The 25,670-nt window shown below is 46.8% G+C and carries 24 protein-coding genes; 4 read left to right on the top strand and 20 right to left on the bottom strand.

Features of this window, described 5'->3' with window-relative positions; translation table 11 throughout:
* Positions 1 to 3: 3 nt before the first annotated feature.
* The 16 genes from dnaE to rpsB form a co-directional block, all read right to left on the bottom strand.
* Positions 4 to 3,504: a DNA polymerase III subunit alpha gene (gene dnaE, locus LMJ53_RS07570; RefSeq protein ID WP_229585548.1), complete on the bottom strand. Its 3,501-nt coding sequence runs from the start codon at positions 3,502 to 3,504 to the stop codon at positions 4 to 6.
* Positions 3,501 to 4,130: a ribonuclease HII gene (gene rnhB, locus LMJ53_RS07565; RefSeq protein WP_229585499.1), complete on the bottom strand. Its 630-nt coding sequence runs from the start codon at positions 4,128 to 4,130 to the stop codon at positions 3,501 to 3,503. Before rnhB ends, dnaE begins: the two co-directional genes overlap by 4 nt.
* Positions 4,123 to 5,286, bottom strand: coding sequence for a lipid-A-disaccharide synthase (lpxB, locus tag LMJ53_RS07560; RefSeq protein ID WP_229585498.1), 1,164 nt, complete (start codon positions 5,284 to 5,286; stop codon positions 4,123 to 4,125). The genes rnhB and lpxB overlap by 8 nt, the downstream gene beginning before the upstream one ends.
* 167 nt (positions 5,287 to 5,453) lie before the next feature.
* Positions 5,454 to 6,224 (bottom strand): acyl-ACP--UDP-N-acetylglucosamine O-acyltransferase, encoded by a 771-nt coding sequence (gene lpxA, locus LMJ53_RS07555; protein ID WP_226749740.1) that lies wholly within the window; start codon positions 6,222 to 6,224, stop codon positions 5,454 to 5,456.
* 1 nt (position 6,225) lies between these two features.
* Positions 6,226 to 6,678, bottom strand: a complete 453-nt coding sequence (gene fabZ, locus LMJ53_RS07550) for a 3-hydroxyacyl-ACP dehydratase FabZ (RefSeq protein ID WP_226749739.1) — start codon at positions 6,676 to 6,678, stop codon at positions 6,226 to 6,228.
* Positions 6,679 to 6,680: 2 nt separating this feature from the next.
* Positions 6,681 to 7,733 (bottom strand): UDP-3-O-(3-hydroxymyristoyl)glucosamine N-acyltransferase, encoded by a 1,053-nt coding sequence (gene lpxD / locus LMJ53_RS07545; RefSeq protein ID WP_229585547.1) that lies wholly within the window; start codon positions 7,731 to 7,733, stop codon positions 6,681 to 6,683.
* Positions 7,734 to 7,740: 7 nt separating this feature from the next.
* A complete protein-coding gene (locus LMJ53_RS07540) occupies positions 7,741 to 8,259 on the bottom strand; it encodes an OmpH family outer membrane protein (RefSeq protein ID WP_226749737.1) in 519 nt (172 codons plus the stop codon).
* A gap of 18 nt (positions 8,260 to 8,277) precedes the next feature.
* Positions 8,278 to 10,767 (bottom strand): outer membrane protein assembly factor BamA, encoded by a 2,490-nt coding sequence (gene bamA, locus LMJ53_RS07535; RefSeq protein ID WP_229585497.1) that lies wholly within the window; start codon positions 10,765 to 10,767, stop codon positions 8,278 to 8,280.
* Positions 10,768 to 10,793: 26 nt separating this feature from the next.
* Positions 10,794 to 12,149, bottom strand: a complete 1,356-nt coding sequence (gene rseP, locus LMJ53_RS07530; protein WP_229585496.1) for a sigma E protease regulator RseP — start codon at positions 12,147 to 12,149, stop codon at positions 10,794 to 10,796.
* On the bottom strand, positions 12,149 to 13,339 hold the full coding sequence (gene ispC, locus LMJ53_RS07525; protein WP_229585495.1) for a 1-deoxy-D-xylulose-5-phosphate reductoisomerase: 1,191 nt from the start codon (positions 13,337 to 13,339) through the stop codon (positions 12,149 to 12,151). Before ispC ends, rseP begins: the two co-directional genes overlap by 1 nt.
* Complete coding sequence (locus LMJ53_RS07520) at positions 13,336 to 14,196, bottom strand: phosphatidate cytidylyltransferase (RefSeq protein ID WP_229585494.1); 861 nt, start codon at positions 14,194 to 14,196, stop codon at positions 13,336 to 13,338. Before LMJ53_RS07520 ends, ispC begins: the two co-directional genes overlap by 4 nt.
* 5 nt (positions 14,197 to 14,201) lie before the next feature.
* Positions 14,202 to 14,966 (bottom strand): polyprenyl diphosphate synthase, encoded by a 765-nt coding sequence (uppS, locus tag LMJ53_RS07515; protein WP_226749732.1) that lies wholly within the window; start codon positions 14,964 to 14,966, stop codon positions 14,202 to 14,204.
* Between the two features lie 155 nt (positions 14,967 to 15,121).
* Complete coding sequence (gene frr, locus LMJ53_RS07510) at positions 15,122 to 15,679, bottom strand: ribosome recycling factor (protein ID WP_226749731.1); 558 nt, start codon at positions 15,677 to 15,679, stop codon at positions 15,122 to 15,124.
* A gap of 48 nt (positions 15,680 to 15,727) precedes the next feature.
* On the bottom strand, positions 15,728 to 16,468 hold the full coding sequence (gene pyrH / locus LMJ53_RS07505) for a UMP kinase (RefSeq protein WP_226749730.1): 741 nt from the start codon (positions 16,466 to 16,468) through the stop codon (positions 15,728 to 15,730).
* A 99-nt stretch (positions 16,469 to 16,567) separates the two neighbouring features.
* Entirely contained in the window at positions 16,568 to 17,440 is an 873-nt protein-coding gene (gene tsf / locus LMJ53_RS07500) for a translation elongation factor Ts (protein ID WP_229585493.1), read from the bottom strand.
* 108 nt (positions 17,441 to 17,548) lie between these two features.
* Entirely contained in the window at positions 17,549 to 18,277 is a 729-nt protein-coding gene (gene rpsB / locus LMJ53_RS07495) for a 30S ribosomal protein S2 (protein ID WP_226749728.1), read from the bottom strand.
* 311 nt (positions 18,278 to 18,588) lie between these two features.
* On the opposite strand from rpsB, the gene map reads away from it, so the two are divergent.
* From map to dapD, 3 genes are read left to right on the top strand one after another with little or no spacing between them, the layout of a single operon-like run.
* Complete coding sequence (gene map / locus LMJ53_RS07490; RefSeq protein WP_229585492.1) at positions 18,589 to 19,377, top strand: type I methionyl aminopeptidase; 789 nt, start codon at positions 18,589 to 18,591, stop codon at positions 19,375 to 19,377.
* A gap of 20 nt (positions 19,378 to 19,397) precedes the next feature.
* Positions 19,398 to 22,022 (top strand): [protein-PII] uridylyltransferase, encoded by a 2,625-nt coding sequence (glnD, locus tag LMJ53_RS07485; RefSeq protein WP_229585491.1) that lies wholly within the window; start codon positions 19,398 to 19,400, stop codon positions 22,020 to 22,022.
* A 7-nt stretch (positions 22,023 to 22,029) separates the two neighbouring features.
* Complete coding sequence (gene dapD, locus LMJ53_RS07480) at positions 22,030 to 22,857, top strand: 2,3,4,5-tetrahydropyridine-2,6-dicarboxylate N-succinyltransferase (RefSeq protein WP_226749725.1); 828 nt, start codon at positions 22,030 to 22,032, stop codon at positions 22,855 to 22,857.
* A 58-nt stretch (positions 22,858 to 22,915) separates the two neighbouring features.
* On the opposite strand, the gene LMJ53_RS07475 is transcribed toward dapD, so the two are convergent.
* Complete coding sequence (locus LMJ53_RS07475; RefSeq protein WP_229585490.1) at positions 22,916 to 23,125, bottom strand: hypothetical protein; 210 nt, start codon at positions 23,123 to 23,125, stop codon at positions 22,916 to 22,918.
* 199 nt (positions 23,126 to 23,324) lie between these two features.
* Here LMJ53_RS07475 and cysZ point away from each other — a divergent pair, with 199 nt between their 5' ends.
* The gene (cysZ, locus tag LMJ53_RS07470; RefSeq protein ID WP_229585489.1) at positions 23,325 to 24,089 is read left to right on the top strand and encodes a sulfate transporter CysZ; all 765 of its coding nucleotides are present in this window, start codon (positions 23,325 to 23,327) and stop codon (positions 24,087 to 24,089) included.
* Here the strand turns inward: cysZ and LMJ53_RS07465 are convergent.
* The 3 genes from LMJ53_RS07465 to LMJ53_RS07455 are packed head-to-tail and all read right to left on the bottom strand — an operon-like array spanning position 24,086 to position 25,637.
* Positions 24,086 to 24,523 (bottom strand): flavodoxin, encoded by a 438-nt coding sequence (locus LMJ53_RS07465; protein WP_229585488.1) that lies wholly within the window; start codon positions 24,521 to 24,523, stop codon positions 24,086 to 24,088. The two genes, cysZ and LMJ53_RS07465, sit on opposite strands and share 4 nt — an antisense overlap.
* Positions 24,505 to 25,338: a tRNA pseudouridine(65) synthase TruC gene (truC, locus tag LMJ53_RS07460; RefSeq protein WP_229585487.1), complete on the bottom strand. Its 834-nt coding sequence runs from the start codon at positions 25,336 to 25,338 to the stop codon at positions 24,505 to 24,507. The genes LMJ53_RS07465 and truC overlap by 19 nt, the downstream gene beginning before the upstream one ends.
* The gene (locus LMJ53_RS07455; RefSeq protein ID WP_229585486.1) at positions 25,320 to 25,637 is read right to left on the bottom strand and encodes a YqcC family protein; all 318 of its coding nucleotides are present in this window, start codon (positions 25,635 to 25,637) and stop codon (positions 25,320 to 25,322) included. Before LMJ53_RS07455 ends, truC begins: the two co-directional genes overlap by 19 nt.
* Between the last annotated feature and the right edge of the window lie 33 nt (positions 25,638 to 25,670).

Raw genomic sequence — 25,670 nt, 5'->3', positions numbered from 1 at the left:
TAATTAATTAAATTCCAATTCTATTGTTGCCATTTGTCGTAACTGATGCAACAAAGCGTCTGTGGGCGTGACCCACCATGCTGTCCCTAACTGCAGTCTAACCTGCCCTTCCTCGCGTTGATACCAAAGATGTACTGGCACGGTGCCAGCTTGATACTCGGCTAACGCCCGTTTTAACTTTTCCAGATAATTCTGATCAATCTGCGTCGATTGTACAGTGATATTCAGAGATTTCAGCGATTTTTCTCGCATCGCGGTAATTTCGCTGACATCGCGGCCGGACATTGTAAGGCCACCGTTAAAATCATCAAAGCTGACCTGTCCATTCACCAGTAAAATTCGGTCTTTTTGTAGCAATTGCTCGAAAGTTTCCAGCTGTTCTGGGAAAAATCGTACATCTAAGCGGGCAGATTTGTCATCTAAGGTCACAATAGCCCAGCGCCGACCTTTTTTGTTAATCATAACTCGCACAGACACAACTAAACCTGCGACTTGCACGCTTTGATCTTTTTTCGTTGGTTGTAAATCGACTAAGCGACAACTGGTGTAGTGCTTAATTTCATCAAGATAGCGATTTATCGGATGGCCGGTTAAATATAACCCCAGCGTCTCCCGCTCGCCTTCTAACCAGACTTCATCAGACCACAGCGGCACCATTCTCAGGCTTTGTGTACCGGGTTCATCTTCGGCGCCACCGAGTAAACCAAATAAATCATCTTGGCCAACCGCTTGCGCTTTAGCATGTTGCTCGGCGGCTTTCATGGCTTCTTCCAAATTAGCCATTAAAATAGCGCGTTGCGGCCCAGGATGTTGTTTAGCTCGCGTCGGCCCTAATTGATCCATAGCACCGGCTAAAATTAATTTTTCCATCACGCGTCGATTTAAACGCTTCAGATCTACCTTAGCACAAAAATCAAACAAATCACTAAATTCACCGTGTTCACGCCGGGCCTCGATAATGGCTTCAATAGGGGCGGCTCCGACACCTTTGATGGCGCCAATACCGTACACAATGTGACCTTGCTCGTTCACGGTAAACTTATGTTGGCCCGCATTAACATCAGGTGGGATCAAGGTCAGCTTCATTCGCTCACATTCATCAACCAAGGTCACAATCTTATCGGTGTTATCCATATCGGCTGACATCACCGCCGCCATAAATTCGGCGGGATAATGCGCCTTCATCCATAACGTTTGATAAGAGACTAAGGCATAAGCGGCAGAGTGCGACTTGTTAAAACCGTAGCCGGCGAACTTCTCTACTAAATCGAAGATTTTTATCGCCAATTCCGGATCAATGCCATTTTTGGCGGCACCTTCTTGGAAGGTATCGCGCTGTTTCGCCATTTCTTCCGGTTTTTTCTTACCCATGGCGCGGCGAAGTAAGTCGGCGCCGCCCAATGAGTAACCCGACAGCACCTGCGCGATCTGCATAACCTGCTCTTGGTAGAGAATAATGCCGTAAGTCGGTTCCAAAATAACTTTTAACGAATCATGCTGCCAAGTGGCATCGGGGTATGAAATTTCTTCACGACCACGTTTACGGTCAATAAAGTTATCAACCATGCCCGATTGCAATGGACCAGGGCGGAATAATGCCACCAAGGCAATCATATCTTCGAAACAGTCAGGTTGCAGGCGTCGGATCAGATCTTTCATCCCACGCGATTCTAGCTGGAATACCGCCGTGGTATCAGCTCGCATCAGCAGTTGAAAGCTGTAGCGGTCATCCAGTGGAATACTATTAATATCGACCAGCGCACGTCCTTCTTTTTGCAAACGGGCGTTGGCCATATTGACCGCCCATTGCAGAATAGTCAGGGTACGTAAACCTAAGAAGTCGAACTTCACTAAACCGGCATATTCCACATCGTTTTTATCAAACTGGGTGACCGGGTTTTGACCGTGCTCATCACAGTAAAGCGGTGAAAAATCAGTAATTTTTGTTGGGGCGATAACCACACCACCCGCATGCTTTCCGGCGTTACGGGTTACCCCTTCTAACTGCCTTGCCATATCAATCAGATCACGAACTTCTTCATCTGAGTCATATAACTCAGGTAAGCGCGGTTCTTCTTTAAACGCTTGCTCCAAGGTCATGCCGGGCGTGGGCGGGATCAGTTTCGAAATGCGGTCAACAAACCCATAAGGATGGCCTAAGACCCGACCGACATCGCGGATCACCGCTTTCGCCGCCATGGTGCCGAAAGTAATAATTTGTGACACCGCTTCTCGGCCGTACATATCGGCAACGTGTTCAATCACCTCATCTCGGCGATCCATACAGAAGTCGACGTCAAAGTCAGGCATCGATACCCGCTCGGGATTTAAGAAACGCTCGAATAGCAGGTCAAATTCCAAAGGATCAAGATCGGTGATTTTCAATGCATAGGCAACTAACGAACCCGCCCCTGAGCCCCGGCCAGGGCCCACCGGAATGTCATTATCCTTGCTCCATTGAATAAACTCCATTACCACCAAAAAGTAACCAGGGAAACCCATTTGGTTGATCACGTCTAATTCAATTTGCAACCGTTCATCATAGCCGACACGCTGCGCGGCTCTGACTTGTTCATCTGGAAACAGTTGCAATAAACGGTGCTCTAAGCCTTCGCGCGATTTCATCACTAAGAAATCGGCGTCTGACATGCCACCGGTGGGAAACGCCGGTAAGAAATATTCGCCTAAACGAATCGTCACATTACAGCGTTTAGCAATTTCTACGCTGTTTTCCAAGGCTTCAGGAATATCAGCAAACAGCTGCTGCATCTCAGCTGCAGTGCGTAAGTATTGCTGCTCTGAGTAGTTTTTCGGACGACGCTTGTCATCCAAGGTGAAACCATCATGGATCGCCACCCGAATTTCGTGGGCAGGGAAATCGCTGGCTTTTAAAAATACCACTTCATTAGTGGCGACCACGGGTAAATCTTCTGCTTCGGCTAAGGCAATGGCCTTTTGAATATACCGCTCTTCCTCTGCTCGGCCAGTGCGGCATAATTCAATATAGAACCGCTCAGGGAAATACTGCTGATAAAAACTGACCAGCTGTTGCACACTGCCCGGGTTCTCTTTTAGCAAGGCTTTGCCGAGTAAGCCATCTTTGGCACCGGATAACACGATCAGGCCCGCGGCATGTTCAATCAACCAATCATGATCTAACTGCGGTTTGCCATCGATGTGGCCGCGTAAATAGGCTTTTGAGATCAGGGTAGTCAGATTTTGATAACCCACGTTATCAGCGCATAACAACAACAACCGGTTTAACTCACCGGGAAAGATCGGATGTTGTACCCAGCAATCCACACCAATGATCGGTTTAATACCCGCATCGTGCGCCGTACTGTAAAAACGGACCAAACCACACATGTTCATTTGATCGGTTAAGGCTAAGGCTGGCATCTGCAAACCTGCCGCCATTTTAACAATAGGTTTGATCTTCGCGACGCCATCGATCATCGAAAAGTCGCTATGCACCCGTAAATGGATAAAGGCCGGATCGCTCATCGCGCTGTAACCTCGCACTGGCCTGTCTGCTGAGCGTGTTGCTCCACTATTAACCGCACAGGTTTAAAGCTGCGCCGATGTTCAGGTAAAATGCCATATCGTTGAATTGCGGCTAAATGCGCAGCGGTAGGGTAACCTTTATGATCCGCAAAGCCAAATTGCGGATGAGCCTGATGCAGCAGCTGCATTTCAGCGTCGCGTGCCACCTTGGCTAAAATGGAGGCAGCGCTGATCTCTGGCACCAAACTATCGCCTTTCACTACTGCTGTCGCGGGCATGGCTAAAGCAGGGCAACGATTACCATCAATTAAGGCCCATTGTGGTGTAATCGCTAAACCGGCCACTGCGCGCTGCATAGCTAACAGGGTGGCATGCAGAATATTAAGCTGATCAATTTCTGCTGGCTCGGCTCGGCCTAACGCCCAACACAGAGCCTTTTCTTTAATTTCTTCGGCTAATAGCAGGCGTTTTTTCTCTGATAGTTTTTTGGAATCGTTTAACCCCTTAATCGGCTTCGCGGGATCTAAAATCACCGCAGCGGTAACAACCGCACCAATTAAAGGGCCACGGCCCACTTCATCTACACCGGCAATCCATTCTACCTTTGGCCGAGAATACTCAAACATCTGCCATTACCTCACTGATTGCGGCTGCCGCCACTTGACTCGCCTGCTGCTTTAATTGTTGATGGATCGCTAAATACGCTTGCTGTAGTTCAATAGACGGCTCGGCTAGCAACGGCTGCATAGCACTCACCAAGGCCGTTACGTTAAGATCATCTTGCAGTAACTCGGTGACTAAGCCTTTACCCGCTAATAAATTAGGTAAGCTAACATATTGCAACTTAACCAAACGCTTGGCGATTTGAAAGGTGAGCCAATTAGTCCGATACCCTACCACCATGGCACATTTGGCTAATAAGGCTTCTAAAGTGGCGGTGCCCGAAGCAATAAAGGTAGCATCAGCAGCGAGTAAGACTTGGCGTGCTTGGCCGATATATTCAGTTACCACTAAGTCGGCAGCATGCTCCGCTTTTAATTGTCGCCATAAAGTGGCTTTGGCGGTCGTCACCATATTAGTAATTAATTGTATTTCTGGGCGTTGCTGCTGTAACTCAGCCGCCGCTTTGAGAAAATCAGCAGTTAATAAGTTAATTTCGTTGGAACGACTGCCCGGCATAATCGCCAATACTGGGCGCGACGGATCTAAACCTAATGCCTGCTTAGCCGACGCTTTGTCCACTTGCAACGGCATCGAGTCGGCTAAGGTATGCCCGACAAAGGTACAGGGTACTTGATACTTATCATAAAACGCTTTTTCAAACGGCAGTAATGCCAGCACCATGTTGGTTGCTTTGGCAATTTTAAAAATACGTTTATGCCGCCAGGCCCAAACTGACGGGCTAACATAATGCACGGTTTTTACGCCCTGTTGTTTTAATGCCAATTCGACTGGCAAATTAAAATCAGGGGCATCAATACCAATAAACACCGCCGGCTTATCTTGTAAAATGGCGCTGACAATTTGCCGTTTTACTTGTAATAAACGCGGTAAACGGCCTAACACTTCGACCAAGCCCATCACCGCTAACTCTTCCATATCAAATAAAGCTTGAAAGCCCTCAGCTTGCATGCGTGGACCGCCTATGCCGAAAAACTCGGCGTGGGGATAGCGCTGTCTTAAGGCAACAATCAGATCCGCGCCAAGGATATCGCCAGAGTGCTCGCCAACAATTAAGGCAAATTTAATAACGGGGGTAACGGGTAAGTCGTGTTCAGCCATATCCGGGCAAGTGCTTCCTGTAAGTGTCTATCGATCATGCGATGCGCTATAACGGCTATCTTAACCGCTAATCCGCTTCAGTAAAACGCAGTAATAACAAAAACGCTCTGCCCCTTACAAGCAGGCAGAGCGTTTTATTCGCAGCACAGCACGGTTAAATGCTCAGGCTAGCGAGCAATACCACGGCTGGCGTCTGCAATGAAATCCGTAAATAATTTCACTTCAGGCATACTAGCTGATTTTTCAGCTAAGGCTTCTAATGCTTGTGGCACGGTTAGGCCTTTGCGGTACACTTCTTTATAAGCGCGGCGAATTTCTAACAACGCTTCGCTGCTAAAGCCACGACGTTTTAGGCCTTCGGTATTGATACCGGCAGGCACACAAGGAGCACCATGCACCATTAAATAAGGAGGGACATCTTTTAATACAATAGAGCCACCACCGCAAAAACTATGTGCGCCAATTTTGACAAATTGATGTACGCCTGTCATGCCGCCTAAAATGGCCCAATCACCAACATGCACATGCCCCGCTGCCTGAGCACCACTGGCGAAGATGATATTGTTCCCAATCACGCAGTCATGCGCGATATGCGTAGTGTTCATAAATAAATTATGATCGCCGATAATGGTTTTACCTTGATCTTGCACCGTACCACGGTGCACTGAGCAGCCTTCACGGAACACATTGTAATCACCAATAATCAGCTCTGTCGGTTCACCTTTGTACTTTTTATCCTGACAAGCTTCACCAATACTGGCGAATTGGAAAAAGTGGTTACCTTTACCGATGTTAGCAGGGCCTTTAATGGCAACGTGCGTTTCTAACACACAGTCATCGCCTAACACCACATCGTGACCGACGTAGCAAAAGGCCCCTATTTTTACATTTTGTCCAAGCTTAGCGCTGGCTTCAATTACTGCGGTAGGATGAATCACGTTACATCTCTCTTCTGGCACACATGAGTTCAGCGCTGCATACGACTTGACCGTCGACTTTTGCTTCGCCATAAAACTTCCAAATGTTGCGACGTTCCTTTAAAAATTTCACTTCTAAAATTAAGGTATCACCGGGCACGACCGGTTTTTTAAAACGGGCTTCGTCAATGGCAGCAAACAAATATAATTCATTTTCTGAACGTTCTGTTGCCGTTTTAAAACCTAAAATCCCGGTAGCTTGCGCCATGGCTTCTAAAATCAGTACACCTGGGAAGATTGGCATGCCGGGGAAATGCCCGGTAAAAATAGGCTCATTGATGGTGACATTTTTCAGCGCAGTCAATGACACGCCCGGTGTGTAATCCAACACCTTATCAATTAATAAAAATGGATAGCGATGTGGCAACAAGGCCATGATTTCCTGAACATCCAGGCTATTAAGTGAGTTAGCCAAAATTAATCCTCTAAGGCGCTATCAGCAGAACCGTCTGCTGCTGCCAATTGTTTTTCCAATAATTTTACGCGCTGATACAGCTGATCAATTTGCCGTAATTTCGCCGTCGTTTTTCGCCATTCGGCATTCGTTGTTGCTGGCAAACCTGAAGTATAGATGCCTTTTTCAGAAATGGATTTCATGACCATCGCCATTCCTGAAATATGCACACCATCACAGATAGAAATATGACCATTAATGGCAGCTGCGCCACCAATAATACAGTAACGACCAATAGTCGTGCTGCCGGCAACAGTTGTTGCGCCGGCAATGGCCGTATGATCGCCAATGACGACGTTGTGGGCAATTTGAGAAAGGTTATCAAGAATAACATTATTACCAATCACCGTATCGTCGATAGCACCACGATCAATACAGATATTCGCACCGATTTCGCAATCATCACCAATACGCACACCGCCGGTTTGTGGGATCTTCAACCAACGGCCACGCTCATTGGCAAAGCCAAAGCCATCTGCACCAATAACCGCACCACTTTGGATAACGCAGCGGGCACCAATTTTTACGCCATGATAAACGGTAACATTGGCCCACAGGCGGGTATTTTCGGCAATTTCTGTGCCTTCGCCGATAAAGCAGCCGGCACCAATTTGCACCCCTGCCGCAATTTTCGCGTTAGCCGAAATAACAGCATTGGCACCGATATGGGCATCAGCGGCAATATTAGCACTGGCATCAATTACAGCGCTTGGCGCAATACCCAGTTTTGCTGTGTCAGGTGTGGTATCAAATAATTGTGCGGCTTTAGCAAAAGCAACATAAGGATCGGCCACCACTAAGCTGTTTACTCCGGGGGCAACGAAAGGTAAATCTGCAGCTTTAATCAGCACCGCACTGGCCTGAGTATCGGCTAAATATGAACGGAACTTGCTGTTAGATAAAAAGCTCAACTGGCCAGGGCCGGCTTTTTCTAGAGAGGCAACAGCAGAAACGCCGCAAGCGGCGTCTCCGTTAAGTTCTGCATTAAGCTTTTCAGCTAAAACAGAGAGTAGCATCACAGTATTATTTCGCCTTGCCGACCTGTTGAATCACTTTTTCAGAGATATCAAATTCTGGTTTAGCATAAACTGCTGAAGTTGCATTTAACACTACATCAAAATTTTCACGAGCCGCAACCACATCAATAGCGGCTTTAATCAGACCAAGAATACGGTTACGCTCTTCTGTTTGACGCTGACGAATTTGCTCATCCAGAGGGCGTGCCAGTGTTTCATACTGTTGACGCTGATTATTAACTGTCTCTGTTAAATCTTTTTGTTGCTTTTCGCTCATGGTAGGACCATCGCGACGCAATTTCTCAATATTGAAATTGATATCGGTTTCTAACTTGTTCACTTCAGCAATTTTAGCGGCGAACTCGTTTTTGATCGTCTCTTGCACTTGCGCGGCTTGCGGAATACTCGCTGCAACAGCGGCTACATCAACAAAACCAATTTTTACTTCTTTAGCTTGTGCATTACCGGTATAAAGCATCGCCACTACAACAAATACTGCAGATTTAAAAAGATTTGAATTAAACATCTTATTTCCTATCATGTTCTAGAAAGTTGTACCAATATTGAAACTAAAGTTTTCTTGTAAATCACCGTCGTATTTCTTAATGATTTTCGCCAAACTAAAGGTCAAAGGCCCCATAGGTGAAATCCATTGTACCGATATACCTGCTGTTGCTCTTATCAAGCTAGGATCAGAATAATCGATGAGTGCAGGATCACGATCACTCGCGATGAACTGTACCAAATTGGCATAACGATTAATATCAAATTCTGTGTCCCAGACGTTACCTGCATCAACAAAAATACTGGTTCGCACTGAATTACGATTTTCATCTTTTAAAAATGGCGTGGGGGTAATTAATTCCAGCGTCAACATCGCCATCGCATTACCACCAATCGAGCGTTGCGACACTTGGTAGGAGTCGTTACTGACATCACCAGGGAAGGCAATACTACCGCCTATAGGATCAGGTACACCCGGTACTGAACTGGTAGAACGGAAGATAGCATGAGGACCGATAATACGGTTTTCAAAACCCCGTAAGTTAGTACCACCACCGTAGAAGTTTTCGGTAAAGGGTAAGGTGTAATCGTAACCATCTTTATCACCGTAACCATTACCATAACCTAATTCGAACTTGGCACGGAATGACCACTGATGATCATTACTCAGTGGCACATACTGCTGCGCTTCAAAGTTAGTTTTAAAGTACTGCAAGTCAGAGTTCGGCGTAGTGGCGCGCAATGATAAGTTCATCATCCGACCTGCGGTAGGGAATAAACCCCGGTTTAACGTACTGTGCATCCACGACGTACTTAATTCAAAGTTAGTGAAATCATAACCACCGTCTGGATTAGACGCATCTAACAATACCGCACGGAAATGACGTAACTGGTCATATTCGTTAATCTGATTGATTTTGTTAACTGAAACACTGGCACCGAAGTTTAAGCGGTTACGCTCGTTAATTGGATAACCGACGTTAGCGCCGACGCCATAACTTCTACGGTTGTAGGCTTCAAGGTTAGATGAAGTACCGCTGTAGTCGAGGTCTGAATAAAATACCTGACCGCCCAAGCTGATGCCATCCAAAGTATAGTACGGATCGGTATAGCTAAGCGTCACGCTCTTTTGGTACTTGTTGGTATTAAGATTAATACCGGCTGAGTTACCCGAGCCTAAAAAGTTGTTTTGTTCCACACCAATCTGGAACGACAAACCTTGGAAGCTACCATAAGACACACCCGCATTAAAACTGCCTGATGGTTGCTCTTTGATAGTAAAACCAATATCCACTAAATCATCAACACCTGGCACCGGTGAGGTGGCAAAGTCGACTTTTTCAATGTACATCAGACGTTGTAAACGCTCTTTTGACAACTCTAACGAGTCGTTAGATAACCAAGCGCCTTCCATCTGCCGTAATTCGCGGCGAATAACTTCGTCTTTAGTGCTGGCATTGCCTTTAATATCAATACGACGCACGTAAACGCGTTTACCTGGATCGACACTGATGGTTAACGCCACTTCTTTTTTGTCATCATCAATGGTCGGAATCGTGCGGACTTTCGAGTTAGCATAGCCAAAACGCGCTAAGAAGCGGGCAATGTTTTCTTCGGTGAAGGTGACTAAAGCGCCGTTATACAGCTGGCCTTTTTGCAAAGGTAAAATGGCGTTAATGACCTCGTCTTGCCCAATCAAATCACCAACGAAATTAATTTCGCTAATGTTGTATTGCTCGCCTTCTGTCACGTTCATGGTGACATAAACAGCGGTTTTATCTGGGCTAACTGCCACCTGTGAAGAGTCAATATTAAAGCGCAGGTAACCGCGGTCAAGGTAGTAACTGTTGATCTTTTCAAAGTCACCTTGCAGCGTTTGCTTTTGATAGCGGTCCGAAGTCCAAAAACGCCACCAAGGCATATCTTGTTTTGATTCAACAACACTAAGCAATTCTTCATTCGGGAAGATTTGGTTACCGACGATGTTGATTTGACGCACGGAAGCGGCATCGCCCTCTTCAAAGGCAAACTCAAGATTAACGCGGTTACGCGGCAGGTAGGTGACTTTGACTTCAACCTTAGCCTGATATTTACCCACACCGTGGTAAAACTCAGTTAAGCCGTTTTCAATATTTTTGAGGATCGTTTTATCAAGCGGTTCTCCCACTTGGATCCGATTACCAGCAAGACTTTCGTTTAGCTGCTCTTCTTTAATATCTTTGTTGCCTTTGAACTCGATATTATTGATGGTTGGACGCTCGCGCAGCCGATAAATAACGGTGTTACCATCACGGTATACCCGAATATCATCAAAGTGACCGGCGCTATATAGCGTACGAATACTGCGCGACAAAGCAAAGTCTGTCACGGTATCACCAATGTTGAAAGGCAGGTTATTAAGTGCCGCACCCAGTGCAACACGTTGCAGGCCTTCGACCTGGATATCCTGTACGGTAAAAGATTCTTCAGCAAGCACCGAGTTGCTGCCTGTAGCAAGCAAGATCGCAGCTACTAATCGTTTAATTGTCATTATTTGAACTACTTATGATTAGTTTATTACAAACGAGAAATATCGTTGAGCAGCGCAATTCCCATTAACATTAGCAGGACTAAAGCACCGAAGCGAAAACCTATATCCTGCGCTCTCTGAGAGACAGGTTTACCGCGTATTAGTTCCACCACAAGATACATTAAATGGCCTCCATCCAAAATAGGTAAGGGCAATAAATTGATTACGCCCAGATTAACACTGATCAATGCCATAAAAGACAAAAACGCGATCAGGCCAATACTGGCGGAGCTTCCAGCACCTTGTGCAATCGAAATGGGACCACTCAAATGTTTTACCGACACATCGCCGGTTAATAATTTGCCAACCATGGCAAAACTGAGCCGTGTTAGCTGCCAGGTTTGATTTAACCCTTCAGCCATCGCAGCAAACACCCCATAGCGTTGGGTATAACGCAGGCCCTCAGGCCAAGGTGACACGGTAGGTACCACGCCCAACACCCCTAAACTAAAACCAGCGCTGTCTTGCGTTAACGCGGGCGTTGCATCGAGTGTCAGTTGCTGATTATCCCGCAGCAGCAGAAAACGCAAAGTTTGCTCGGGTTGATTTTTTATCGCCTGCTCCACTTCGCTCCAAGCACTGATGGGCTGGCCATCAATAGCCAAAATGATATCGCCCGCTTGCAAACCCGCAGCGTCGGCAACAGAGCCTGGGGAGATCATCGCCAGGGTAGTGGTAGGCTGCGGCAGCAATAACGACAAACCTAAACTTTGGAAAACAGAATCTCTTTCAGGATCAAATTGCCAATCGCGCGTATCGAGCACCACTTCGCGCTGTCTAGCCGTTTCGGTGTGCTCTAAGGTTAAACGAATTTCAGAACGACCTAATTGTTCGACTAACAGTAAGTTAGCTGTGCGAACATCGCGTGAGGGTCGACCATTAACGGCCAGCAATTGTTCATTTTGCTGCACCCCGGCCAGTGCCGCAATAGATTGCGGTTGGGCTTGCGCGATCACCGGTTTGACTTCCGGCACACCAATAAGATACATCACCCACAGCAAGAAAATGGCAAAAATAAAGTTGGCTGCTGGGCCCGCGACCACAATAGAGATGCGCTGCCAAACCGTTTTATGATTAAAGGCGAGATCTTTAAATTGTGGCAAAACAGGATCGACTCGCTCATCGAGCATTTGCACATAGCCGCCAAGCGGAATAGCAGCGATAACAAATTCAGTACCTTGACGATCACGCCAACGCACTAAGCTTTTGCCAAAGCCAATAGAGAAACGCTTTACCAGCACGCCATTTTTACGTGCCAGCCAAAAATGACCAAATTCATGAACGGTGACTAAAATACCTAGCGCGACCACAAAACTCAGCGCATTCAACAAAAAAGCCGACATTAACCCCTCTCCAACAACTGCCGAGCATAGGCTCGTGTTTCGGTATCGAGCGCCAATATATCATCCAGCGCGCGCGCTTGATAGGTTAGGAAGCGATTGAGGCATGAAGCATTAATCTGATGGATACCGTTAAAGCTTAATTTTCCGGCAAGAAAAGCCGCCACGGCCACCTCATTAGCCGCATTCAGTGCTGTTGTTGCCCCCTGACCTGCGGCGCAAGCATCCATCGCTAAATACAGGTTTGGATAGCGTGCTGCATCGGCTTGCTCAAAGGTAAATGACTGTAAGCTAAAGAAATCTAAGGGTGGAACAGGGCTACTGATCCGCGATGGGAATGCCAAAGCATGGGCAATCGGCGTGCGCATGTCAGGTTGGCCCAGCTGTGCTAACACCGAGCCGTCGGTATATTGCACCATCGAATGAATGATACTTTGCGGATGAATCACCACTTGAATATCCGCGGCCTGGCAATTAAACAGCCAGCGCGCCTCGATAAACTCTAAGCCTTTATTCATCATGGTCGCACTGTCGACTGAGATTTTTTGCCCCATGCTCCAATTAGGATGGGCAACCGCCTCAGCCACCGTAATCTGCCCAAAAGTGTCTAACGGACGAGTCAGAAAAGGCCCACCACTGCCCGTCAGTAACAAGCGAGAAATACCAAACTGCTGCAAGGTGGCTTGCTGGGTATTTTGCTGGAAAGCTAACGGCAGGCATTGAAAAATCGCATTATGTTCGCTGTCTATCGGCAATAAAGTGGCACCATGGGCGGCCACCTTTTGCATAAACAACTCACCGGTCATCACTAGGGCTTCTTTGTTGGCTAAAAGTACCGTTTTACCTTGCTCGACGGCAGCCAAGGTTGGTAGTAAGCCCGCAGCACCGACAATCGCGGCCATGACGATATCAGCGTCTGGATGCCCGGCTAATGCTACTAAGCCAGCTTCGCCGCTTAACACCTCAGTCGATAAGCCCGCTGCTTTTAACTGTGTCGCCAGCTCTGCAGCCGCAACGCTGTCTTGCATCGCAGCAAAACGCGGTCTCACCGCCAAACATTGTTGCAATAATTTGTCGACACCGGTGGCAGCCGTTAATGCTAATACCTGGAATTGCTCGGGATGCTCAGCTAATACCGATAAGGTACTGCAACCAATCGACCCTGTTGCCCCCAGAATAACCACTTGCTTCATAAAAACTGTTTACCTAAAAAGGCCAACATCAGTGCAAACACCGGTGCGGTCGCCGTTAAGCTATCAATGCGATCTAAGATACCACCGTGCCCGGGTAAGAAAGCCCCACTGTCTTTTTTGCCCGCTACACGCTTAAACATACTCTCGCTTAAATCACCGAACACCGATAACACGGTAAGTAACACGGCAGCCACATACCAGTACAAGCTGTGATCGGTTTTCTCCAGCCACGCTAACAGCGCAGTGACCATCAACAAGACAAAAACTAAACCACCGAGCATGCCTTCCAGCGTTTTCCCTGGGCTCACTTTGGGCAGTAATTTGGTGCGACCCAATGGTTTTCCGACCAAATAGCCACCAATATCCGCAGCCCACACTAAGCCAAGTAAACAACAAATTAGCCAAGCGCCGTAAAAGGGTGTTTCATCATAATGCATGCCGCGAATGAAAATTAAAGCCGCCCAAGCGGGTAACAGTGTGAACCAGCCCATCAGTGCGCGTCTAACGCCACTGGTGGCCCACAAGGTTTGACTGTTTGGAAAGGTTAACACTAAGACGATAGCCAACGTCCACCAGGCTGCGCCGAGCAATAACAAACTGAATAACAGTAGATTACTACTCAAGGGCTCGCTAAATGACACTAGGCTGTACCAGCACAGCATAATAAGCGCAGTTAAGATGACATAACTGGCTCTAATACGCCGAGCGGCTAAACCACAAAAGCCGCTCCATTCCCATGCGCCCAGTAAAAAAGCCGCAGATAATACCGCGGCAAAGCCGACCAAAGGTAAATAAAAGACCGCAGCCAGCGCCAAAGGCGCAAGGATTAATGCGGTGATCACGCGTTGCTTAAACAATATTATTATCCTTTATTTTCAGCAGCAAGCTCTCGGATCTGGGCACCCGTACAACCAAAACGTCGCTCTCTGTTAATAAAGGTAGCTATCGCTTCAGAAAATACTTGTTGGTCAAAATCAGGCCAGAGGGTTTCAGTAAACCATAACTCAGCATAGGCAGCTTGCCATAATAAAAAATTGCTGATGCGTAAATCGCCACCGGTTCTAATTAATAAATCCAACTCTGGCTGATCGGCCATTTGTATTTCGCGAGCCATTAACTGTTCGGTAATCTCAGCGGGGGTGAGTTTTCCCTGCTGTACCTGTTCAGCCAGTTGCCGGCTTGCGGCAACGATATCCCAACGACCACCGTAATTTGCTGCGATATTCAGCGTCATTGCAGTATTAGCGGCGGTAAGAGCTTCTGCTTTTTTAATATTTTGTACCAGCTTATCGCTAAATGCAGATAAATCGCCAATAATTTTCAGGCGAATATTATTTTTATGCAGGGATTTGACTTCTTTTTGTAACACCAGCATAAAAAGTTGCATCAGCGTACTGACTTCTTCTTCGGGTCGCCGCCAGTTTTCACTGCTAAAAGCGAACAGCGTTAAAGAAGGAATGCCTAATTCACGACAAAAACTGACACTACGGCGAACCGCTTCAACGCCTTTTTTATGCCCCCAAACGCGGGGCTTGCTCTGACGCTCTGCCCAGCGTCCGTTACCATCCATGATAATTGCCACATGCTGCGGCAACGCTTGTTGTTTAAGCTGTGAAACTGCAGTCATCAGTTAACCTGTTATTGTTGTTCTTATGTGCCAACGCTGCCGTTGCACGCCACATTTTATTGGGTTAAACAAAAAAGCGCCGCGAAGTTAGACTGACACGGCGCTTTCTTCATACTATTTCATACTAAAAACAGCAACAAATGAAAGGTCTGAAATCAGACTTCCATCAGTTCCTTTTCTTTTTCTGCTAACACTTCGTCCACTTTTTTCACGAACAGATCAGTGACTTTTTGGATCTCGTCTGCCGCCCTACGCTCATCATCTTCACTGATTTCTTTATCTTTTAATAGCGATTTAAAATCAGAGTTAGCATCACGACGAATATTACGGATGGCCACTCGACCGGCTTCAGCTTCACCGCGTACCAGTTTAACTAAGTCGCGACGGCGCTCTTCCGTTAATGCAGGTAACGGCACACGGATCACGGTGCCTGTAGACATTGGGTTTAAACCCAAGTTAGAGGCCATGATGGCTTTTTCTACCGCCGGTGTCAGGCTTTTGTCGAACACGGTAATGGCTAAGGTACGCGAGTCTTCAATAGACACGTTTGCCAGCTGACGTAACGGCGTATCTGCACCGTAATAAGAAACCTGAATGCCGTCTAGCAGACCTGGATGCGCACGGCCTGTACGCACTTTACTTAGTTGAGTTTTCAGAGCATCAACGCTTTTATCCATCCGGACTTGAGCATCAGCAATAATGTCGTTAATCACGATCGTTATCCTTTTTTTATTTATGCAGCAGTAACGCAGTCGTTTAGTTTACTGTAAATTTTCCGCGTGGTCGATGATTGTGCCTTCATCGTCACCCATAATCACGCGTTTAAGTGCTCCGGGCTTGTTCATATTGAACACACGAATTTGTAAGTTGTGATCGCGCGCCAGCGTAAAAGCGGCTAAATCCATGACTTTTAATTCTTTGTCGAGAATTTCATTATAGGTTAATTTGCTATACAAGGTAGCAGCCGGATCTTTTACTGGGTCAGCTGAATACACCCCGTCGACTTTCGTGGCCTTTAATACGGCATCGGCTTCAATTTCAATACCGCGTAAACAGGCCGCAGAATCAGTGGTAAAAAATGGGTTACCCGTACCGGCCGAGAAAATCACCACACGGCCTGATTTTAATAAGCTAATGGCTTCTGCCCAGCTGTAATTATCACACACCCCGTTTAACGGAATTGCACTCATCATGCGAGCGTTAACATAAGCACGGTGTAAAGCATCACGCATGGCTAAGCCATTCATTACCGTGGCTAACATCCCCATGTGATCGCCGACCACCCGGTTCATCCCCGCTTTAGCCAAGCCTTCGCCACGGAAGATATTTCCGCCACCAATCACAATACCGACTTGTACACCGAGTTCAACGAGCTCTTTAATTTCTTGCGCCATGCGATCGAGCACTTTGGGATCAATACCAAAGCCTTCGTCTCCCATTAAGGCTTCACCGCTCAGTTTTAAAAGGATGCGACGATAGGTTGGTTTCGGATTAATGCTCATAATTTCCCCATTATGCTATTAGAATTAGTCAGGCAAAAAAAAACCGCGACTCAGGTCGCGGTTATTTTAGCTGTTTTCAGCAAATTGCTAAAGCGCAAATTACTTTTTAGCAGCAGCAATCTGTGCTGCAACTTCAGCTGCGAAGTCTTCTTCTTTCTTCTCAATACCTTCGCCTACTTCTAAGCGAATGAAAGAGATAGCCTTAGCACCGTTTTGCTTTAAGAATTCGCCAGTAGAGATTGACGGATCTTTCACGAACGGCTGACCGGTTAAACTCACTTCGCCAGTGAATTTAGCCATACGGCCGGCAACCATCTTCTCAGCGATTTCTTGTGGCTTACCAGAGTTAACCGCGATATCGATTTGAATTTGACGCTCACGCTCAACTTCTTCAGCTGAAACGTCTTCCGGGTTAACATAACCAGGGTTGTTGGCAGCAACATGCATTGCCACGTCTTTAGCGATATCTTCGTTACCGCCCTCTAATACGGCTAATACACCAATACGACCAGAGTGGATGTATTGACCGATTACCGCGCCTTCAACTACGGCTACGCGACGTACGTTCATGTTTTCACCGATTTTAGCAACCAGTGTAGCACGCGTATCATCAACAGAAGCACCGTTTAAGTCAGCCGCTAATAATGCTTCAACTGTGTACAGTTTTTGTGCTTGCGCTAAATCAGCAACGCTGTTTGCGAACGCTAAGAAGCTGGCATCACGTGCCACGAAATCAGTTTCACAGTTAAACTCGATAGCAATACCTACGCCGTTAGCTACGCGCGTAACAATTACACCTTCAGCAGCAATACGGCCGGCTTTTTTGGCCGCTTTCGCTAAACCACTTTTACGCATCGCGTCGATCGCGGCTTCGATGTCACCACCGGTTTCTTCTAAAGCTTTTTTACAATCCATCATGCCAGCGCCAGTGCGCTCGCGCAGTTCTTTTACTAAAGCGGCAGTTACAGCCATAAAAGCATCCTCGTAATTTAGTTCAGACAAACAGGGGCAAAATGCCCCTGTTGCAAAGTGATTCTGTCAAAGGGCTCGCGGTATTACAGCCAACCCAAATCAGAAAAATTATTCTGCTTCAACGAAGGCTTCAGCTTCAGCTTGCACTTCGATGTTTTTGTCACGACCTTCCTGAATCGCCTGGCTAACAGCGCCCAGATATAACTGGATTGCGCGGATAGCATCGTCGTTACCAGGGATTACGTAATCAACACCTTTAGGATCTGAGTTAGTATCTACAATAGCTACTACCGGGATACCTAGGTTATTGGCTTCTTTGATCGCGATATGTTCGTGGTCAGCGTCGATAACGAACAGCACGTCTGGCAAGCCGCCCATATCTTTAATACCGCCTAAGCTCTTTTCCAGCTTGTCCATTTCACGAGTACGGTCTAAAGCTTCTTTTTTAGTCAGCTTGTCGAAAGTACCGTCTTGGCTTTGCGATTCAAGATCTTTCAGACGCTTGATAGACTGACGCACTGTTTTCCAGTTAGTTAACATACCACCTAACCAACGGTGATTTACGTAGAACTGGTCAACATTTGCTGCAGATTCTTTGATTGCTTCTGAGGCTGCGCGCTTAGTACCTACGAATAAGATTTTGCCTTTTTTCGCAGAAACTTGCTGGATGAACGCCAAAGCGTCATTCATCATCGGAACAGTTTGTTCTAAGTTGATGATATGAACACGGTTACGAGCACCGAAAATGAATGGCTTCATTTTTGGGTTCCAGTAACGAGTTTGGTGACCGAAGTGAACGCCCGCCTGGAGCATGTCGCGCATAGAAACTTTTGCCATGATATTAATTCCTGTTAAGGGGTTAGGCCTCCATGCATCCCATATGCCGACTCAGCTTTCGCTAAGCACCCCGGAATATGTGTCGATGCATGTGTGTTATTTAATTAAGGTTAGTGCAATCTGCTTAAGCACTGAACTGTCTAACTTATTGCCAGAAATTCTGTAAAGCTACAGCACACGAGCCTTAAGTTAGGGTACAATGCAATTTGCTAAATTGCGGCGCGCTTTATACCATAGGCAGCGTGCAAACACAATGAAATGTGTAAATTAACAGCATTATCCTTTCAACAGATGTATCAGAGAGAGCAGGCATGACAGCACCTATTAAAACCCCAGCAGAAATCGAAAAAATGCGCATTGCAGGCCGACTTGCTGCCGAAGTGCTGGAGATGATTGAGCCGCATGTTGTCGCGGGTATTACTACTGATGAACTGAACACGATTTGTCATAATTATATTGTGAATGAACAACAGGCCATTCCTGCCCCACTGAATTATCACGGTTTTCCTAAGTCAATTTGCACCTCAGTCAATCAGGTGATTTGTCACGGCATTCCAAACGATAAAGCGTTAAAAGAAGGCGATATCATTAATATCGATATTACCGTGATTAAAGATGGTTATCACGGTGACACCTCTAAAATGTTTGTTATTGGCAAGCCAAGCATCATGGCTGAGCGCCTGATTAAAGTGACACAAGAAGCCATGTACTTAGGTATTAAAAAAGTGAAAGATGGCGTGCGCTTGGGTGATATTGGCTATGCTATTCAACAACATGCCGAAAAATTCAGTTACAGCATTGTTAGAGAATACTGTGGCCATGGCATTGGCGCCGTGTTCCATGAAGATCCGCAAGTTTTGCATTACGGTCGCCCAGGCACAGGTGAAGTATTAAAAAGTGGCATGTGCTTGACCATTGAACCCATGGTCAACGCCGGTGGCCGCCACAGTAAATTGCTGGCCGATGGCTGGACGGTAGTGACCAAAGATCGCAGTTTATCGGCACAATTTGAACACACGATTTTAGTGACCGACACCGGCTGTGAAATCCTGACCCTGCGTAAAGATGAAACCTTTGAACGGATCGTCACCGCGGAATAACCGCCTAACAGGAGATTAATGTGACCCAGGCTCTTAGTTTTAACCGCGCGCTGCCCGAGCACTATTCACTAGACGCTTACAAAAAGCACTTTGCAGAATTTCAAGAGTTTCAGGCACGGGCTTTTCATAGTCAGCCCATTAATATCCTGGTAAAAAGCCGTGCGAGTTTTATTGATGAAGTATTACTTGAGCTCTGGCAACATTGCGGGCTGGCCAAAGATAAAGCCATCAGCTTAATCGCCGTGGGGGGTTATGGTCGCGGTGAGTTACACCCCTACTCTGATGTTGACTTATTATTACTGGTTGATAAACGCCCCGATAGCAATCAACAAGAGGCTATCGCCCGTTTTATTACCATGCTGTGGGATTTACGCTTAGAAGTCGGCCACAGTGTTCGTACCTACAAAGAAACCTTAAGCCTGGGTAAAGACGATATTACCATCGCCACCAACCTTTTGGAGATGCGCTTACTCACCGGCAATAAAACCCTGTTTCAAGAATTACAAACCGCGGTGAATGCCGATAGTTTTTGGACCAGCCAAGCGTTTTTTCAGGCTAAACGCCATGAGCAACAACAGCGCCATGCCCAGTATCACGGCACGGCATACAACCTTGAACCGAATTTAAAAGCCAACCCGGGTGGTTTGCGTGATATTCAAACCATCGGTTGGGTAGCCAAACGCCATTTTAATACCCGCACGATGCGCGAGTTAGTGGCTTATCAATATCTTACTGAAGATGAATACCAAGAGCTGATCGAATGTGAAGCCTATTTATGGCAGATGCGCTTCTCTTTGCATTTAGAAGCGGGCCGTAACGAAAACCGAATTTTGTTCGACTATCAACCCGCCGCGGCTGAGCGCTTAGGTTTTGGCTCGGATGGTAAAGCCTCAGTAGAACGAATGATGAAGCGGTTTTTTCGGACGGTTCAACGTGTCAGTGAATTGAACGAAATGTTGTTGCAACACTTTGAAGGCAGCATTCTTAATTCGCAACAAAAACTCAAAGTCAGTCAGTTAGATGATTATTTTGAGTTGCAAGGCCATTTAATTAAAGCGCGCGACAGCGCGGTGTTTGCTCGGCGCGATAATTTATTGCGGCTGTTCTGGCATATCGCCAATAACTCCAATATCACTGGCGTTCACTCGACTACTATTCGCTTAATTCGCCAAGTCCGGCGGCGCTTAATGGGTGACTTACAAGATTATGAAGCCTGTCGCCAACTGTTTCTGACCCTACTGCGCCACCCGCGTGGTATGGATTTAGCGGTGACCTTGATGCACCGTTATGGCATTTTAGCGGCCTATTTACCGCAGTGGCGCAATATCGAAGGCCAAATGCAATTTGATTTGTTTCACGCCTATACCGTAGACGAGCATACCCACCGCTTATTAAAGAATTTGTACAAATACAGCCTTGCTGAACATGAAAGTGAGTTTCCACTGTGCACGGCTATTGTCAAAAAAATGGAAAAGCCAGAGCTGTTATACCTCGCCGGCATTTTCCATGATATTGCCAAAGGCCGTGGCGGTGATCATTCTGAATTAGGCGGTATGGATGCACGCGAATTTGCCAAGTTGCACAAACTGAGTGAATTCGACAGTAAGCTAATTGCTTGGTTAGTGGAAAACCACTTGCTGATGTCGGTAACCGCACAGCGTCGCGATATTCACGACCCTGAAGTTGTGGCCGAATTTGCCGCCAAGGTGCGTGATGAAACGCGTTTAAACTATTTGTATTGTTTAACGCTGGCCGATATTCGCGCCACCAATGATACCTTGTGGAATGATTGGAAAGGCTCACTGCTGCGTGAATTGTTTTTAGCCACACAAAAAGCGTTTCGTCGTGGTTTAGAAAAACCGATGGATTTACGCGATCTGATCCGGGAAAACCAAAGCGAAGCCCTGCCCATGCTATTACGGCAAACCTTTATTGAAAGTGAAGTGTTGCAGTTATGGAGTCGCATCAAAGCGGATTACTTTGCGCGCTACAGCCCAAAACAAATTGTCTGGCATACCGAACACATTTTAAAGCATAAAACACCGAATGAACCTTTAGTACTGGTGAGTAAAGCACCGATCAAAGGCGGCACCCAAGTGTTTGTTTACACCAAAGATCAAGCCGGTTTATTTGCGAAAATGGTCGCCGCGCTAGACAGTAAAAAGGTGAATATTTTCGACGCGCAAATCATGACCAACAAAGACGGTTATGCGATGGATACTTTTGTGATTTTAGAGCAAAACGGTGAAACCGTGAACTCCCCTTCGCGCCAGCAAAGTATCAAGAAAGCACTAGAGCAATATATTCTTGGCAAGCCTGATTTGTCGCGACAAAAACCAAAACTCTCCCGGCAAATGCGCCAATTTACCGTGCCACCGAAAGTGGCATTTTTACCAGGCAACACCCGCCACCGTACCATGCTAGAAATTGCCGCATTGGATACGCCGGGTTTATTGTCTGATCTAGGCCAAGTGTTTCAACAATGCGGTGTGAATATTCACGCGGCAAAAATCACCACCATCGGCGAGCGCGCCGAAGACTTTTTCTTAATTTCTAACGCAGAGGATGACGCGCTGACAACTGAGCAACAAAGCCAGTTAAGACGGGTGTTAATCTCGCAACTCTCGCAGCAAACAGAAGGCTAAATGACGAATGTCTGACTTAAAAAACCTTATCGAAACGGCGTTTGAACAACGTGCTGACATTACCCCAAAAACCGTGACCGCCGAATTAAAACAGGCCGTCGAGCAAGTGTTAAGCATGCTGGATAACGGTAGCGCCCGTGTCGCAGAAAAAATTGCCGGTGAATGGGTAGTGCATCAATGGCTGAAAAAAGCGGTACTGTTATCGTTTCGGATCAACGATAACGAAGTGATGGATGGCGCCGAAAACCGCTTTTTTGATAAAGTGCCGATGAAATATGCCAACTACACTGACGCGCAATTCCGTGCCGATGGCGTGCGTATTGTACCGCCTGCTGCCGTGCGTCGCGGTAGCTATATTGGTAAAAACGTGGTGGTGATGCCGTCTTACGTCAATATTGGCGCCTATGTCGGCGAAGGTTCAATGGTGGACACCTGGGCCACCGTCGGTAGCTGTGCGCAAATTGGTAAAAACGTACATTTATCAGGCGGCGTTGGCATTGGTGGTGTGTTAGAGCCGCTGCAAGCAAACCCAACGATTATCGAAGATAACTGCTTTATCGGCGCACGTTCAGAAGTGGTTGAAGGCGTTATCGTTGAAGAAGGCGCAGTGCTCTCAATGGGCGTCTATATTAGCCAAAGCACCCGTATTTATGATCGTGAAACGGGGCAAATTAGCTATGGTCGCGTACCGGCCGGCGCAGTTGTCGTGCCAGGCACCATTCCTTCTAAAGATGGCAGCCACAGCTTATACGCCGCGATCATCGTGAAAAAGGTTGATGCGCAAACCCGTGCTAAGGTTGGCATTAACGCGCTATTGCGTAGTATTGAAGAATAAGCCTGAATACTGTTAATTCACACCTTGCTGCTAAAATAGCAAGGTGTGTTGTTATGCATTAGCGTGGTGCAAACATAAATAATGCCCACAACACCGCAGCGCCGATGGCAAATACCGTATATTCTAAACGTTTCTCAAAGCGTAACTCTGCATCTTTATTGGCTGGCACAACGATAGCCGATATCAGACATACTAGCGCGGTTATCAGTAGTAATAATGTTACTGCAAACTCCACTGCTGAACCTAGCTCTACTAACCACACGGACATTTCATACCTCTGCTTATTAGCTTATTGAAATCGGTTGCATAATAACACAATGCGCGCTATGGCTGCAGTGACTCCAGCAAAACACGGTTAAAAACCTCAACAGCAAATGGCGAGATTTTGTTACGTTTTGTCACAGTCTATGCAGGGTTTTCTGGCAGGAAGTCGGTATACTAGTTTAAACAGCCTGTATTCGGAGGACATGATGTTTTACTTTTTTAAAGGGCTGCGCTTGCTGGGCCAAAAAGGCTTAAAACGTTTTGTATTAATACCCTTGCTGATTAATTTAGTGCTGTTCTTTATGGCGTTTTATTGGATGTGGCAACTGCTACAGTCGTTTATTGTGCATATTCAGCAATGGCTACCGCAATGGCTGCATTGGTTAGAGTATTTATTGATCCCGCTGGGGGTGATGTCATTACTGCTCAGTTTTGCCTATAGCTTTACGATGGTCGCTAATTTTATTGCTGCGCCCTTTAATGGCTTACTCAGTGAAAAAACCGCCGCGCTACTCAGTGGCAAAGCGATCCCCGAAGTGAGTATGCGACAATTTCTGCATGACGCGCCGCGTTTACTGGCGCGCGAATGGCAAAAACTGTGTTATCTATTACCTCGAGCTACCATTCTGTTTATTCTGTGTTTGTTGATCCCAGTGGCGGGCCCCTTCCTGTGGTTTTTTATCAGCGCCTGGTTCTTTAGCCTGCAATATCTCGATTACCCGTTTGATAACAACAAGGTGAGTTTTAGCGAGCTAAGAGGTCAACTAAGACAAGCGCCAGCCCTCAGCTTATCTTTTGGCAGTGCCGTGGCACTCTTTAGCATGGTGCCGTTGCTGAACTTATTAGTGATGCCGGCCGCGGTATGCGGCGCGACAGTACTGTGGTGTGAGCGTTTTGCCGAACACTATGATCCGGCATTACAGGCACCTGGGGCGCGTAGTTACCAGAAGTTAAACAAGTATTGTTAGAAGTGCTCAGCTAACCAAGGCAATGCCACATCTTCAGCTTGTAAGGTTTCACCGGCGTCGATCTCTAACATCGGCGCCACCGCACTGGCTTGTAACTCAGCAAGTAGCTCATTAAACTGCTGGCCAGCCGCACAAAAAGTATCATAACTGCTGTCACCTAAGGCAATAACGGCATATTTTTTACCGGTTAATATCGGAAACTGATCCTTGCAAGCCATATAAAAAGGGAACAATGAATCGGGAATATCACCCTGGCCAGTCGTTGAAGTGATCACTAACCAACAATCCGCAGCAAAGGCTAACACCTCTGCTAAGTCTGCAGGTTGAAACCATTGCACCTGATAACCCTTGTGGGTTAATAACGGTAGCGCTTGCTCTGCAACATACTCTGCACCACCGTATACACTGCCGACCATTATGGCGATTTTTTGCATGCTTGTGTCTCCAGAAAAAGATTAAACTGCTGGCGATAGTAAGCGGAGTCTACCGGCCAATTAAAATGGGTAAAAAGTGTTGTTAATTCGTTTAGCCCTGCTTCGAGCAACAACGGCTGTCCGGTTATCGGATGGGGTAAGCGTAACGTGAATGCGCACAATAATAAACGATTGCAAGCAAACTGTTCACGAAACATCGCATTATGTTTACCATCACCATGGCTAGTATCGCCAACAATCGGATGGCGCAAATGGGCCATATGCCGGCGTAATTGATGTTTTCGGCCAGTGATGGGCTGCAGCGCCAGCAAGGTGTAACGCGAGGTCGCATAACGACTAACAGGGATCGGCAACTCCACGCGTTGTAACGGTGAATAGCGACTGAGCGCAGCTTGTGCGGCTTTATCCGCAGCGGCAAACTTGTCGGCAATTTTATCGAGTTGCTCGGTTAGAGCATAATCTAACTCACCTGCGGCAGTGACATAGCCTCGAACCACCGCTAAGTAACCTTTTTGCCACAGCCCTTGCTGATTTTGCTCTGATAATAACCGTGCCACCTCAGATGACAACGCAAACAGCAGTACCCCTGACGTAGGTCGGTCAAGCCGATGCACCGGATAGACATGTTGACCAATGTGATCGCGCACGGCCTGCAGTGCATAACGGCTAATTTCTTTATCTAAAAAAGAACGATGCACCAACATGCCACTGGGTTTATCGACCGCAACCAGATACTCATCTTGGTATAGAATCGTTAAAGGTTCAGCAAAAGTGGGGGCTTCGGTGAGGTCATACGCTAGGGTTTGTTCAGACACAGATCTAACCTTGTAATCGCCGCTAACAGCGGTTGAATATTCTCGTCTCGCCCGGCATACACCTGCTCTGCCATCGGTAAAATAGCAACTTTATTCGGTAGCGGTTGACCGGCAGCGAGCATCGCCTGCAGACGAGGAATTAAAATAAATTGCAACCACTGTTCCAGCGGCATGCTATCAAAACAAAAAGGCATCGTACTGGCCATCGCCTGCGGCGAAGGTGGCTGCTGACTATACAGACCGGCTTGCTTTAGCGCTTGCATAATATCGGCTAGCAATAGGCTCAGGTGCTCACTCATGCGGTTCCTCTCTGTTACAAGGCGGCAATTCTA

It is taken from the genome of Rheinheimera sp. UJ51, assembly GCF_020819615.1.
Classification (GTDB): domain Bacteria; phylum Pseudomonadota; class Gammaproteobacteria; order Enterobacterales; family Alteromonadaceae; genus Alishewanella; species Alishewanella maricola.
This window is presented reverse-complemented; position numbering and strand designations above follow the sequence as displayed.